The sequence below is a fragment of the Pseudomonas sp. H9 genome, assembly GCF_004353925.1.
Lineage (GTDB): Bacteria > Pseudomonadota > Gammaproteobacteria > Pseudomonadales > Pseudomonadaceae > Aquipseudomonas.
Genome location: NZ_SMOK01000047.1, coordinates 274,262 through 289,106, shown reverse-complemented (window position 1 = coordinate 289,106; position 14,845 = coordinate 274,262). Strand labels below are relative to the sequence as shown.

The 14,845-nt window shown below is 59.6% G+C and carries 9 protein-coding genes; 7 read left to right on the top strand and 2 right to left on the bottom strand.

The genetic code is table 11. The features are described from left to right. The first annotated feature begins 284 nt into the window (after positions 1–284). Entirely contained in the window at positions 285–1,982 is a 1,698-nt protein-coding gene (gene fadD1, locus E1573_RS26110; protein WP_133217421.1) for a long-chain-fatty-acid--CoA ligase FadD1, read from the top strand. 78 nt (positions 1,983–2,060) lie between these two features. On the opposite strand, the gene E1573_RS26105 is transcribed toward fadD1, so the two are convergent. Both E1573_RS26105 and E1573_RS26100 read right to left on the bottom strand, forming a co-directional pair. Next, positions 2,061–3,368, bottom strand: coding sequence for an FAD-binding oxidoreductase (locus tag E1573_RS26105; RefSeq protein WP_133217420.1), 1,308 nt, complete (start codon positions 3,366–3,368; stop codon positions 2,061–2,063). A gap of 31 nt (positions 3,369–3,399) precedes the next feature. Then, positions 3,400–4,764, bottom strand: coding sequence for a glutamine synthetase family protein (locus E1573_RS26100; RefSeq protein WP_133217419.1), 1,365 nt, complete (start codon positions 4,762–4,764; stop codon positions 3,400–3,402). A gap of 1,107 nt (positions 4,765–5,871) precedes the next feature. On the opposite strand from E1573_RS26100, the gene hrpA reads away from it, so the two are divergent. The 6 genes from hrpA to E1573_RS26070 all read left to right on the top strand — a co-directional run bounded on the left by hrpA (position 5,872) and on the right by E1573_RS26070 (position 14,841). Then, the gene (gene hrpA, locus E1573_RS26095; protein ID WP_133217418.1) at positions 5,872–9,777 is read left to right on the top strand and encodes an ATP-dependent RNA helicase HrpA; all 3,906 of its coding nucleotides are present in this window, start codon (positions 5,872–5,874) and stop codon (positions 9,775–9,777) included. A gap of 202 nt (positions 9,778–9,979) precedes the next feature. Then, complete coding sequence (locus E1573_RS26090) at positions 9,980–11,101, top strand: beta-ketoacyl-ACP synthase III (RefSeq protein ID WP_133217417.1); 1,122 nt, start codon at positions 9,980–9,982, stop codon at positions 11,099–11,101. Between the two features lie 61 nt (positions 11,102–11,162). After that, the gene (locus tag E1573_RS26085) at positions 11,163–11,774 is read left to right on the top strand and encodes an RNA polymerase sigma factor (protein WP_133217416.1); all 612 of its coding nucleotides are present in this window, start codon (positions 11,163–11,165) and stop codon (positions 11,772–11,774) included. Continuing rightward, positions 11,768–12,007 (top strand): anti-sigma factor, encoded by a 240-nt coding sequence (locus tag E1573_RS26080; RefSeq protein ID WP_133217415.1) that lies wholly within the window; start codon positions 11,768–11,770, stop codon positions 12,005–12,007. Before E1573_RS26085 ends, E1573_RS26080 begins: the two co-directional genes overlap by 7 nt. Before the next feature lie 198 nt (positions 12,008–12,205). Continuing rightward, positions 12,206–13,519: an OprO/OprP family phosphate-selective porin gene (locus E1573_RS26075; protein WP_133217414.1), complete on the top strand. Its 1,314-nt coding sequence runs from the start codon at positions 12,206–12,208 to the stop codon at positions 13,517–13,519. A gap of 197 nt (positions 13,520–13,716) precedes the next feature. Further along, complete coding sequence (locus E1573_RS26070; RefSeq protein ID WP_133217413.1) at positions 13,717–14,841, top strand: GNAT family N-acetyltransferase; 1,125 nt, start codon at positions 13,717–13,719, stop codon at positions 14,839–14,841. Positions 14,842–14,845 lie beyond the last annotated feature (4 nt).

Genomic DNA, 14,845 nt, shown 5'->3' with positions numbered 1-14,845 from the left:
GGGCTTGCCCCGCGATTGCGGTTTATCAGTCACACCGCATCGCGGGTCAAACCCGCTCCTACAAACGCGGCCTTTAGTCTTTTTACTCTAAAAATGACTACGCATCGATCAAGAGTCATTTTTGTGACTATCCGGGCTGCTTTAGCTCTAGGCGACCCAATTTAAAGCTGCTACTCTCGGCCCGCTTTCTGATGATCTGGTTTGCAATAAACCGTAATCTTATATCAATAATAATCGCATCGACTGCGTTGAAGAATTCGCTGGTGCTGAAGGAGTGGGCTTCCATGATCGAAAATTTTTGGAAGGATAAGTACCCAGTCGGGGTTGCGGCACAGATCAACCCTGACGAGTACCCGAATATCCAGGCAGTATTGAAACAGTCCTGCCAACGCTTTGCTGACAAACCAGCCTTTAGCAGCCTGGGCAAAACCCTTACCTACGGCCAGCTGTACGAGTTGTCTGGGGCATTCGCCGCCTACCTGCAGCACCATACAGACCTGCAACCCGGCGATCGTATCGCTGTGCAGCTGCCCAATGTGTTGCAGTACCCGGTTGCGGTGTTCGGCGCCCTGCGTGCGGGCTTGATCGTGGTGAACACCAACCCGTTGTATACCGCGCGGGAAATGGAACACCAGTTCAATGACTCCGGCGCCAAGGCGCTGGTGTGCCTGGCAAACATGGCACACCTGGCCGAGAAGGTAGTGCCCAAGACTCAGGTCAAGCACGTTATTGTCACCGAAGTGGCCGATTTGCTGCCACCGGTAAAACGCCTGTTGATCAACAGCGTGATCAAGTACGTGAAGAAAATGGTCCCGGCTTATCACTTGCCCAAGGCCCTGAAGTTCAACGATGTGTTGAGCAAAGGTGCAGGCAAACCGGTGAAAGAAGCCAACCCGGCCAGCAACGATGTGGCTGTGTTGCAGTACACCGGTGGCACCACTGGGGTGGCCAAGGGCGCCATGCTGACCCACCGCAACCTGGTGGCCAACATGCTGCAGTGCCGGGCACTGATGGGCTCCAACCTCAACGAAGGTTGCGAGATCCTGATTACGCCGCTGCCGCTCTATCACATCTATGCCTTCACCTTCCATTGCATGGCAATGATGCTGATCGGCAACCACAACATCCTGATCAGCAACCCGCGCGACCTGCCGGCGATGGTCAAGGAACTGTCGAAATGGAAGTTCAGCGGCTTTGTCGGCCTGAACACGTTGTTCGTGGCCCTGTGCAACAACGAAAACTTCCGCAAGCTGGATTTCTCGGGACTGAAGATCACCCTGTCGGGTGGCATGGCCCTGCAGATGAGTGTTGCCGAACGTTGGAAAGCGGTGACCGGTTGCGCCATTTGCGAAGGCTACGGCATGACCGAAACCAGCCCGGTGGCGGCGGTCAATCCGGCCGAGCAGAACCAGATTGGCACCATCGGTATTCCGGTGCCTTCGACCCTGTGCAAAATCATCGATGATGCGGGCGTAGAACTGCCGTTGGGTGAGGTTGGTGAACTGTGCATCAAAGGCCCACAGGTAATGAAGGGCTACTGGCAGCGTCAGGACGCCACCGCCGAGATCCTCGACAGCGAAGGTTGGTTGAAGACCGGTGACATCGCCTTGATTCAGCCTGATGGTTACATGCGCATTGTCGACCGCAAGAAAGACATGATTCTGGTGTCGGGCTTCAACGTTTACCCGAACGAGCTGGAAGACGTGCTGGTGACGCTGCCGGGTGTACTGCAGTGCGCCGCTATCGGTGTACCTGACGAGAAGTCCGGTGAATTGATCAAGGTATTTATCGTTGCCAAGCCGGGTGTAACGCTAACCAAAGAGCAGGTCATGGCGCATATGCGTGCCAACGTGACCGGCTACAAGGTGCCGCGCTTCATCGAGTTCCGTGATGCACTGCCGACCACCAACGTCGGCAAGATCCTGCGTCGTGAGCTGCGTGATGAAGAGCTGAAAAAGCTGGGAATGAAGAAAACCGCTTAAGGCAATGATCGCGGGGCAAGCCCGCTCCCACAGGTACTCACTGTGGAAGCGGGCTTGCCCCGCGCTGCTTTTCTGGCCTTAACGCAATTTCTCAAGCATCTGGTAGTACCACATCCCCGCTGCCAGTATCGGGTTGCCCAATACATCGCCCATCGGCACTTTAATGTGCTTGCAGCCTGCAAAGGTATCGAATTTCTCCAGCGTCCCAGTCAACGCTTCGGCCATGATTTCACCCATGATGTGGCTGGTGGCGATACCGTGCCCGGAGTAACCCTGGCAGTACCAGACGTTGTCTGAAAGCTTGCCCAGCTGCGGGATGCGGTTGACCACGATACCCATGGCGCAGCTCCACTGGAACTCGATCGGCACGCCTTTGAGCGCCGGGAAGGTGCGCTCGATGCAGGGGCGCAGTTCGCCGGCGATATCCCGCGAGTCTCTCCCCGAATAGTTGGCGCCGCCGCCGAACAGCAGACGGCCATCGGCGGTCAGTCGGTAGTAGTCCAGAACAAAGCGGCAGTCATACACCGCCAGGTCATGTGGGTTGATTTGCGCGGCCAGGTCACCCAACGGCGCCGTGGTGACGATACCGCCCATGGCCGGGAAGATCTTGCCCTTGAGTTGGCGCTTTTCCAGCTTGTGGTACACATCGCCGGCCAGCAGGATCTGTTTGGCTTCGACCCGCCCCTGGGCGGTGACCACGGCCGGTTGCGGGCCATGGACAATGTCCAGCACTTCAGAGTTTTCGAAAATCAGCGCGCCTAGGCTATGGGCAGCACGAGCCTCGCCCAGGCACAGGTTGAGCGGATGCAGGTGCAGGTTGCGCAGGTTTTTCAGCGCGCCCATGTACAGCGGGCTTTGCAGGTGTTCGGCTACAGCCTTACGGTCGAGCAACTGCACCTGTTCACCCATTCCGCGGCGCTGAGCTTCGGCTTCGAACGCCTGCAGCTCCTGCATGTGCGAGGCCTTCATGGCCGCATGCAAGTGCCCGCGTTTGAGGTCACAGGCAATGCCGTAGCGTTCGACGCGCTGCTCGATGATCTGGTGGCCGCGCCAGCGCAGGTGCCAGATGAAGTCATCGACATCGTCGCCAAGCTTTTCGCGCATCTGCTTGCGCATCGCCTCATCGCCAGACAGGCTGCCGGTCACCTGACCGCCGTTGCGCCCGCTGGCGCCCCAGCCGATGCGGTTGGTTTCGACAATGGCGACTTTCAGGCCGCGCTCGGCCAGCTCGACCGCGCTGGCTACGCCAGTAAATCCGCCACCGATGATGGCCACATCGACCTTCACTGTGCCTTTGAGTGTCGGGTACTCGGTGGTGTCGTTGAGGCTGGCGGTGTAGTAGGAGGCACTGCGTTGAGCAGTGCCGGTGTTCACGGCTGCGTTCATAACAAATCCTTGGCGCAAAAATAGAAAGGGATCAGGCCTGGGTCAGATACCAGCGCCAGTCCTGCTCGCCGACTTCGGCCATGAACTGCCGGTACTCAGCGCGTTTGACCGCCAGGTAAACACCGAGGAAGGCCTCACCGAACGCTTCGCGCGCCCACTCCGAAGATTCCAGCGCTTTGAGTGAGGTGAGCCAGTCGGTGGGCAGCAGTTCCTTGGCCTGGGCATAGCCATTGCCTTCGACTGGTGCGCCGGGGTCGAGCTGCTGACGGATACCGTGGTGCAAGCTGGCGAGGATCGCGGCGGCAGCCAGGTAGGGGTTGGCGTCGGCGCCACAGATGCGGTGTTCAACATGGCGGCTATTGGCTGGGCCGCCGGGCACTCGCAGGCTCACGGTGCGGTTATCGACGCCCCAGGTCGGGGCCAGCGGTGCATAGCTGTTGGCCTGGAAACGGCGATAAGAGTTGGCGTTGGGGCAGAACAGCAGCAACGAGTCGAGCAAATACTTGAGCATGCCTCCCACCGATTGGCGCAGCAGCGGCGTACCGGCTTTGTCTTCACTGGCGTAGAGGTTGTTGCCTTGGGCGTCGGCCAGGCTGACGTGCATGTGCATGCCAGTACCGGCCAGGTGATCGAAAGGCTTAGCCATAAAGCAGGCTTGCATGCCGTGCTTGTTGGCCACGCCTTTGACCAGGCGCTTGTAACGCACGGCCTGGTCCATGGCTAGCAGTGCATCGCCGTGCTCCAGGGTGATTTCGACCTGGCCGGGGGCGTACTCGGAAATCGCGGTGCGTGCCGGAATGCCCTGGGCCTTGCAGGCGCTGTAGAGGTCAGCGAGAAACGGCTCGATCTGCTCTAGCTCGCGCAGGCCATACACCTGAGTGCTTCGTGGTCGACCACCATCGCCATCGAGTGCGGCCTGAGGGCGGCCGTGACTGTCGCGTTTCTGGTCGAGCAGGTAGAACTCCAATTCGCACGCCATGACCGGATGGTAACCGTCGGCTTTGAGCGCATCGATGACCCTGACCAGCAGGTGACGCGGATCTGCGATGGTCGCCGGCATGCCTTCGGTGGGGTGCATGCTCACCTGGACTGCAGCGGTTGGGATCTGCCGCCAAGGCAGACGTACCAGGCTGTTTTCCAACGGATAGGCGCGGCAGTCGATGTCGCCGACATCCCACACCAGTCCGGAATTTTCCACGTCGTCGCCGTTGAGCGTCAGGCCAAGAATGGTGCTGGGCAACGGTCGGCCGCTTTCATACACCGCCAACAGTTCTTCGCGGTGCAACAGCTTGCCGCGCGGTACGCCATTGGCATCGAGAATGAACAGCTCGATCATGTCGATATCAGGGTTGTTGGCCAGGAACGTTCGGGCGTGCTCAATGGAGGCAAATTGCATGGTGTTCTCGCTCGCGCCATCAGGCGCACAGGACTGTGCTCGCCTGAGGGCGACAGTCATGACAAATAGGTTGGCCGGGAGGTGGCCGTACGGATCAGTCTAGTGCGAGAAAAAGTCTGGTGGGCGGGCATGGCGGCAGTGCCACAAGGCCCAGAAGGCGAGAATGATATGAACGAGAGGGTTTTCCCCGGAGCGAGCCCGTACCTTCGGGAACGAAGGGCGTGAGCGCAGGTGAAGTAAGCATCGGGGCGAAGTCATGCCCGGATACTCCCATGCCGTTGAAGGTTCATTAAATCAGCCTTTGTATACCTTTAGGTTGTTATTGGCTAAACAATGGGGCTTCGTAGATTGGCTTTGGCTTTGGCTTTGGCTTTGGCTTTGAGGGTTGTGGGCTTATCCGTTCGGTGTGGCGGCCTCGCTGGCCCCTTCCGCCCTTACGGCGGCTTACTTTCCTCTTGGGGAAAGTAAGCAAAGCCGCTGGCTCCTACATCCGGCCCTGCGCTGCGCTCCGGGTTCCCTGCGTTCCGGCACCCTCCAGGCCCGCGCGGCCTACGACTTGCTTCGCCAAGTCTACGTCTCGCGCCTTCGGCTCAGCCGAAGGGTGCTGCGCACCTGGCCCTCCAGGTACCTCCTCTCCGGCCTCCTGAAGTCGCGAAGTTACGGGCGGCGCCTGCACTGGCGTTATCTTCGATAGTGAAGGATGTGGTGATCTTGCTTGTTGCTTGTTGCTTGTTGCTTGTTGCTTGTTGCTTGTTGCTTTTTCGTGCGCGATGGATCAAGCGCTTCGGGCCATGGATGGCCAGTTAGTGCGGTCCTCGCGGGAGCAATGCCGGAGGGAAGGAATCCGGAGCGAGCGGTTTTGCTGACTTTTTCCAAGAGGAAAGTCAGCCGCCGTAAAGGCGGAAGGGGCCAGTGCAGCCACCACATCAATTGGATAAGCCCTCAGCGCTCTAAGCCAAAGCCAATCCACCCCAGAAAACATACAAAGAACCAACCAATTGCGCGTTATTGGCAGCCGTGCCGAGCGGGGGCAAATCTGCGACAATCGCAGCCCTTCCTATGCCGATCATGAAAAAGCAGGCTCACCTGCACGATTAAAAAGCCCCCATGACTGACCACGCTATCGATCAACTGCTGAAAAACCTCGATCACGCCATGATTGCCGAGCGCCATCGCCTGCGCCGCCAGTTGCATGAACTGCGCAAGCGCCCGGACGAGGCCAAGCTGGCCCAGTGGGTCGAAAAGGTCCAGGCCTCCTGCGCCCAGGCCACGGCGCGCAAGGCCAGTGTGCCGAGCATTCGTTACGATGACAGTCTGCCGATTGCGGCCAAGCGTGACGAAATCAAAAAGGTGCTGGCCGAGCATCAGGTGCTGATCATCGCTGGCGAAACCGGTTCGGGTAAAACCACCCAGTTGCCGAAGATCTGCCTGGAGTTGGGGCGCGGCCAGCATGGTCTGATTGCCCATACGCAGCCTCGGCGGATCGCCGCCCGTAGCGTTGCCACCCGGGTGGCCGAAGAGATCGGCACACCGCTGGGCGCGTTGGTTGGTTACCAGGTTCGCTTCGAAGACCAGAGCGATGCCAATACCCTGGTCAAGCTGATGACCGACGGTATTCTCCTCGCCGAAACCCAGCACGACCGTTTTCTTGAGCGCTACGACACGATCATCGTCGACGAAGCCCACGAACGCAGCCTGAATATCGATTTTTTGCTCGGCTACCTGAAAACCCTGCTGCCGCGCCGTCCCGACCTCAAGGTGATCATCACCTCGGCGACCATTGACCTGGAGCGCTTCTCCAAGCACTTCAACGATGCACCGATCATTGAAGTTTCGGGTCGCACCTACCCGGTGGAAACCTGGTACCGACCGCTTACCAGCGAGCAGGACGAGGAGGGCAATCAGGTCGAAGACGACTTGACGGTGGACCAGGCGATACTGGCAACCCTTGATGAAATTGCCGCTTTCGAACGCAGCCACGGCAAGAGCCTGGGCGATGTACTGGTGTTCCTGCCTGGTGAACGCGAGATTCGCGATGCCGCCGAGATGCTGCGCAAGGCGCAGTTGCGCCATACCGAAATCCTGCCGTTGTATGCGCGCTTGTCACCGGCAGAGCAGCAGAAGATTTTCCAGTCCCACCCCGGTCGGCGTGTGGTGCTGGCCACTAACGTGGCCGAAACTTCGTTGACGGTGCCGGGCATTCGCTACGTGATCGACAGCGGTACTGCGCGGATCAGCCGCTATAGCTACCGAGCCAAGGTGCAGCGCTTGCCGATCGAAGCGGTGTCCCAGGCCAGCGCTAATCAGCGTAAAGGCCGTTGCGGCCGGGTTGAGCCGGGTATCTGCGTGCGCCTGTACAGCGAAGAAGACTTCAACGCACGCCCTGAGTTCACCGACCCCGAGATCCTGCGGACCAACCTGGCAGCAGTGATCCTGCAGATGCTGCACCTGCGCTTGGGTGCAATCGATGCCTTCCCGTTTATTGAGCCGCCGGATGGTAAGGCCATCAGCGACGGTTTCAACCTGTTGCAGGAGCTGTCGGCGGTCAACCGTGAGAACCAGCTCACGCCGCTGGGGCGACAACTGGCGCGTCTGCCGGTTGATCCGCGCTTGGGGCGCATGCTGCTGGAAGGTGCCAAGCAGGGCAGCCTCAATGAACTGCTGATCGTCGCCAGTGCCTTGTCGGTACAAGACCCTCGTGAGCGGCCGCCGGAGCGTCAGCAGGCAGCCGACCAGGCCCATGCCCAGTGGAAAGATACCGATTCGGATTTCGCCGCCTTGGTCAATCTATGGCGCGGTTTTGAGGAACAGCGTCAGGCCTTGACCGCCAGCCCGCTGCGCAACTGGTGTCGGAAGAACTTCCTCAACTACCTGCGCCTGCGTGAATGGCGCGATGCCCACCGGCAGTTGAGCCTGATCTGCCGTGACTTGCACTTGAGCCTCAACAAAGAGCCGGCAGACTACCCAAAACTGCACAAAGCGATTCTCTCCGGCCTGCTCAGTCAGATCGGCCAGAAGACCGAAGAAGGCGATTACCTCGGTGCGCGTCAACGGCGTTTCTGGGTGCATCCGTCGTCGGGTCTGGGCAAGAAGCGCCCGCAGTGGATCATGACCGCCGAGCTGGTGGAAACCACCAAACTCTATGCGCGCATGGTGGCGAAAATCGAGCCGGACTGGATCGAACCGCTGGCGACGCACCTGATCAAAAAGAACCATTTCGAGCCGCACTGGGAGAAGAAGCGCGGCCAGGTAGTGGCCTACGAACAGGTCACCCTTTACGGCCTGATCGTGGTCGGTCGCCGCCCGGTGCACTTCGGTCCGGTCGATCCGGTGATGTCCCGCGAGCTGTTTATCCGTGAGGCGTTGGTGGGCGGTGAAATCCAGTCGAAAGCCAAGTGCCTGACGGCCAACCGCCGCCTGCTTGAACAGCTTGACGAGCTGGAGGCCAAAGCCCGCCGTCGTGACATTCTGGCCGATGACGAAACCCTGTACGGCTTCTATGAAGCACGCTTGCCGGCCGAGATTCACCAGACTGCGACGTTCGACAGCTGGTACCGGGTAAACAGCCAGAAAGACCCGCAATTGCTGATCATGCGCGAGGAAGACGTACTGGCACGTGAGGCAAGTGAAGTCACCGCCGCGCAGTATCCCGACACCTTGCGCCTGGGTGACTTGAGCCTGCCGCTGAGCTATCACTTTGAGCCCAACCACCCGCGCGACGGTGTCACCGTGCGCGTGCCGGCGCCGTTATTGCCGAGCTTGCCGGGTGAGCGCCTGGAGTGGCTGGTGCCTGGCTTGCTCGAAGCCAAGTGCATTGCCCTGGTGCGCAACCTGCCCAAGGCCTTGCGCAAGAACTTCGTCCCGGTACCAGACTTCGTCAAGGCAGCTTTGCAGCGCATGACCTTCGCCGAGGGTTCATTGCCCCAAGCGTTGGGCCGTGAATTGCTGCGCATGACCGGCGCCCGGGTCAGTGATGAAGCCTGGGCCGAAGCGGCGGAGCAGGTGGACAGCCACCTGAAGATGAACCTGGAAGTGGTCGACGGCCAGGGTAAATTCCTCGGCGAAGGTCGCGACCTGGCCGAGTTGACCGCGCGCTTCGTGGCTGCAAGCCAGGCGGCGCTGGCGGTGCCACAAACCGAGAAAAGCCAGCAGCCGGTGCAGGCCAAAGCCTTTGCCCAGGTCGCCGAGACGGCGCAGCAAAAAATCGCTGGCCTGTCGATGACGGTATACCCGGCGCTGGTTGAAGAAAACGGCACGGTCAAGGAAGGGCGTTTCTCTACCCAGGCCGAAGCCGAGTTCCAACACCGCCGTGCCTTGCAGCGTTTGCTGCTGCAGCAACTGGCGGAGCCGGCCAAATTCCTGCGCGGCAAACTGCCGGGGCTGACCGAGCTGGGCTTGCTGTACCGAGAGCTGGGGCGTGTCGAGGCGCTGGTGGAAGATATCCTGCTGGCCAGCCTCGACAGTTGCATTCTCGACGGTGAAAGCAACCTGCCGCGCGACGGTGCGGGCCTGGCCTCGCTGGCCGAGCGCAAGCGCGGCAGTTGGACCGAACATGCCGAGCGCCTAGCGCGCCTGACCCTGGAGATTCTCAAGCTTTGGCACGGTTTGCAAAAGCGCTTCAAAGGCAAGATCGACCTGGCCCAGGCGGTGGCCCTCAATGACATCAAGCAACAACTGAGCAACCTGGTGTACCCAGGCTTTGTGCGAGAAACGCCAGCGCTGTGGCTCAAGGAATTGCCGCGCTACCTCAAGGCCATCGAGTTGCGCCTGGAGAAACTGGGAAGCCAGGTGCAGAAGGACCGGGTCTGGAGTGGTGAGCTGGGCAATCTGTGGATGCAGTACAAAGCCCGTGCCGACAAGCACGCGCAGGAAGGCAAGCGCGATGAGCAACTGACACTCTACCGGTGGTGGCTTGAGGAGTATCGGGTGTCGCTGTTCGCTCAGCAGCTGGGTACAAAAGTGCCGGTTTCTGACAAAAGACTCAGCAAGCAGTGGAGTCAGGTAGAAGCCTAAACGCCTGTACTTGTGGCACACTTGGCCGATATTCGCTGCTGTCGGGCCGATAATCCCGACATCAGCGTTTACCGAATGAGGAACCCTGCAGCGTACTCGCTTCAGGGGTTATTACACACAAGAGTTGGTACGAAGGTGCCAGCTGACCGAATCGAACAGGCCGTTGCCCGCCGGGCGGCGACCCTTACACAGAGGAACGACCGTGCATAACGTCGTCATCAGCGGCACCGGCCTGTACACCCCGGCCAACAGCATCTCCAACGAAGAGCTGGTGGATTCCTTCAATGCCTATGTACAGCAGTTCAATGCTGACAACGCCGAAGCCATCGAGCGCGGTGAAGTGCAGGCCCTGGCCGAGTCCAGCGCAGCCTTCATCGAAAAGGCCTCGGGCATCAAGAGCCGCTTTGTCATGGACAAAGCCGGAATTCTCGACCCACAACGCATGACGCCACGCTTGCCGGAGCGCTCCAACGACGAGCCGTCGATCCTCTGTCAGATGGCCGTGGCTGCGGCGGAGCAGGCGTTGCAACGTGCAGGTCGTACTGCCGCTGATGTCGATGCGGTGATCGTTGCCTGCTCCAACTTGCAGCGCCCGTATCCGGCGATTGCCATCGAAGTGCAGCAAGCGCTGGGCATCAACGGTTTTGGCTTTGACATGAACGTTGCCTGTTCCTCGGCTACCTTCGGTATCCAGACCGCTTGCAACAGCGTGCAATTGGGCCAGGCCCGCGCGATTCTGGTGATCAGCCCGGAAATCTGCACCGGTCACCTGAACTTCCGCGACCGTGACAGCCATTTCATTTTTGGTGATGCCGCCACAGCCGTGCTGGTGGAACGTGCCGACCTGGCCACCTCGGCGCATCAATTCGACATCGTCAGCACCAAACTGCTGACCCAGTTCTCCAACAACATCCGCAACAACTTCGGCTTCCTCAACCGTGCGGCTGAAGAAGGCATCGGCGCTGCCGACAAGCTCTTCGTCCAGGAAGGCCGCAAGGTATTCCGCGAAGTTTGCCCGATGGTTGCCGAGCTGATCGGTCAGCACCTGGCAGAAAACAATATCAGCGTCAGCGACGTCAAACGCTTCTGGCTGCACCAGGCCAACCTGAGCATGAACCACCTGATCGTCAAGAAACTGCTCGGTCGCGATGCGCTGGAAACTGAAGCACCGGTGATTCTCGACAGCTACGCCAATACCAGCTCGGCGGGCTCGGTGATTGCCCTGCACAAGCATCAGGATGACCTGCCTAAAGGTTCCCTGGGCGTGCTCAGCTCCTTCGGTGCGGGTTATTCGATCGGCAGTGTGATTCTGCGCAAGCGCTGAGCGCGGTTGTAACAAAGCGCCTGCTTCGACGTCCGTTGAACTCGTTCAGGATGAGGTGACCATGTCGGTCGATTTCGAAGCGCGCTTGCTTGAACGCCTGTTGGTCAGCGACCAACAGGCGTTCAAGGAATTAGTCACGACTTACCAGGGCGCCATGCGCGCCGTGGCCTACGCCATTCTCGGCAGTCGTCAGGCCGACGAGGCTGTGCAGGACGCTTGGTTGGCCGTGGTGCGCGGCTTGCCGGGCTTTCAGCGGCGTTCCAGCCTCAAGACCTGGCTGCTGACCATTACCGCCAACGCCGCCAAAACCCGTTACAAGCAGAACCGCCGCGAAGTGCTGCTCGATGACCTGCCAGGCCCGCATGGCACAGTAGGGGACGAGCGCTTTGCCAGCGACGGTCATTGGTTGCTGGCGCCGTCTGCCTGGCACGAAGACTCACCAGAAGCACTGCTCAGCCAGGATGAGCTGCGTGAGTGCCTGGAGCATACCCTGCAGCGCCTGTCACACATGCAAAGTAGCGTGTTGCTGCTGCGCGAGCGTCAGGGTCTGGAGTTGGAGGAGATCTGTAATCTTCTCGATCTTTCGCTCTCCAATGTCCGCGTGCTGCTGCACCGGGCGAGGCTGAAGGTCTTTGCCACCCTTGAACATTTTGAGGAAACCGGCCAATGCTGAGTTGCAAGGAACTGGTCGCCCGCTCAAGCGATTACCTCGATGGGCAACTCACCTTGGGTGAAAAACTGCTGGCCCGCCAGCACTTGTTGTTTTGCAAAAACTGCCGCCGTTTCATCAAGCAGCTGCGTCTGACACAGGCGACGATCCAGGCGTTGCCCGAAGCACCGGTAGACGACGTTGATGAAATCGTCCAGCGCATCACTCGCGCACAACAGCCGCCCAAAACACCGTGAAAACCCGCTGTAAGGCCCTGCAACGGGGCTTTTCGGCTTATTCGCATTCGAAGTAAAAAAGTTCCCTTGTAATAAAACATTTATATAAAAGCCACTGATCTGACATAACCCCCCGCCAAGATTCCTCCCCAGCACAAGTGGCTCAAGCCGCGTGTTTTTCCAACATTATCAAGACCATAAAGTAGGGGAGCTTCTTCGATGATCCGTAAGCACTTCGCAGGTTTCGCAGCCAGCGCTTTGGCCATGGCCGTAACCGCCCAGGCTTTCGCGGGTACCGTGACCACCGACGGCGCCGATATCGTAGTCAAGACCAAAGGTGGCCTCGAGGTCGCTACCACCGACAAGGAATTCAGCTTCAAGCTGGGCGGTCGTGTTCAGGCCGACTACAGCCGTTTTGACGGTTTCTACACCAAGAACGGCAACACCGCCGACGCGGGTTACTTCCGTCGCGCTTACCTGGAATTGGGCGGCGTGATGTACACCGACTGGGCTTACGCCATCGCTTACGACTTCTCGCACAACTCCGGCGGTGACAACCGCTCCGAAGACGGTTACTTCGACGAAGCGTCTCTTGCCTACAACGGCTTCAAGCCAGTGTCGATCAAAGTCGGTCGTTTCGACCCAGAATTCGGTCTGGAAAAAGCCACCAGCTCCAAGTGGGTAACCGCGCAAGAGCGTACTGCTGCCTATGATCTGGTCGACTGGACCAACTCGCACAACGGCGGTATGGGCCTGCAAGCCTCGGGTAACGCCGGTGACTCGCTGTACGGTTCGGTTGGCGTGTTTGCCAAAGATGCCACCAACCAGGACAAGGATGGCGATAGCACCAAGCAGTTCAACCTGCGTGGCGTCTTCGCACTGATGCACGAAGCCGGCAACGTCCTGCACTTCGGTATCAACTACGCCCAGCGTGACCTCTCGGACACCGCGTTCGACGGCCGTATCCGCAGCCGCCTGGGCATGCGCGGCGTAAGCACTGATGGTGGTCAGGATGCCGGTGACAACGGTAACCGTCTGGTACTGGGCGGCGCTAACAACACCCCGGCCGGTGCCTACGACACCGACAAGGCCTGGAACCTGGAAGCGGCCTGGGCCATGGGCCCGTTCTCGGTACAGGGTGAATACATCAAGCGTGACACCCAGGCTGACGACGATGCTTTCTCCGACATCAAGTCCACCGGCTACTACGGTCAACTGGCCTATACCCTGACCGGTGAAGCGCGTGGTTACAAGCTGGGCAAGTTCGATGCGATCAAGCCGCAGAACAAGCAAATCGGTGCCTGGGAAGTGTTCTACCGCTATGACCACCTGAGCACTGATGATGACAACGGTGCATTCGCCGATGTCAGTGACATTGAAGCCAAAGTGCATAACGTGGGTGTGAACTGGTACGCCAACGAGTCGATCAAGCTCAGCGGTGTGTACGTCAAATCCAAAGTCGACAACGCCGAGAACGCTGTTGGCGACGACAGCGGCGACGGCTTCGTCATGCGCGCGCAGTACGTGTTCTAAGCAGTACCGCTCCTCATCCGTTAAATCTTCAGCCCCGCATCTGCGGGGCTTTTTTTTGCCCTCGTGGGAGCGGGCTTGCCCCGCGATGCGATGCATCAGACAGTCCGCAAGCGCGGGGCAAGCCCGCTCCCACTGGATCAGTCCAATAATCCGTGAAGCACCTTTTTTTCGCCGGCGTGACGAGGCAGACTGCGCCAATGCCTATCCTCATCCTGTCACAGCTCGCCGAATGCTCACCTGCCACCTGGGATGCCCTGGTGCCGGGCGAACAACCGTTTTTACGTCATGCCTTCCTCAGCAGCCTGGAGCACAGCGGCAGCGTCAGCCCGCGTACCGGCTGGACGCCAGCGCACCGGCTGCTGACGGATGCTGCGGGGCAGTTGCAGGCCGCACTACCAGCTTATGTAAAAACCCATTCCTTTGGTGAGTACGTGTTCGATCACGGCTGGGCCGATGCCTGTGAACGTGCGGGCATTGCCTATTACCCCAAACTGCTCGGCGCGGTACCGTTTTCGCCGGTCAGCGGCTCGCGGCTGTTGGGCAATGCGCAGGCGGCTGGCGAACTGATCGATCAGCTTAGCCAGGACCTGGCGGGCCAAGGGCTGTCGGGCGCGCATATCAATTTCACCGATGCCGAGGCCGACGCCGTAATGCGTGGCCGTGATGGCTGGATGGAGCGTCTGGGGTGTCAGTTTCACTGGCGCAACCAGGGTTACCGGGATTTCCAGGATTTTCTCGACAGCCTCAGTTCTCGCAAACGCAAGCAGATGCGCAAGGAGCGTGAGCAGGTGGCCGGGCAGGGCATCGAGTTTCGCTGGTACCGAGGGGACGAGCTGAGCGAAGCACAGTGGGATTTTGTTTTTGCCTGTTACGCCAACACCTACGCGGTGCGTCGCCGTGCGCCGTACCTGACCCGCTCATTCTTCAGCCTGCTGGCCGAACGCATGCCAACGGCCATCCGTGTGGTCATGGCCTGTCAGGGTGGGCGTGACGTCGCCATGGCCTTCAGCCTGGTCGGTGGCGACAGCCTGTACGGGCGCTATTGGGGCTGTGTAGGTGCATTCGACCGCCTGCATTTTGAGACCTGCTTCTATCAGGGCATGGACTTTGCCATTGCCGAGGGATTGCAGCGTTTTGATGCCGGTGCGCAGGGCGAGCACAAGCTGATTCGAGGTTTTGAGCCGGTGATTACCCGGTCTTGGCATTACTTGCTGCACCCGGGATTGCGTCGGGCCGTGGACGAATTTCTGCAGCAGGAGCGGGCAGGGGTGTTGGCCTACGCCGAAGAAGCACGCAGCGCCTTGCCCTATCGCCAGGCTTGACCTT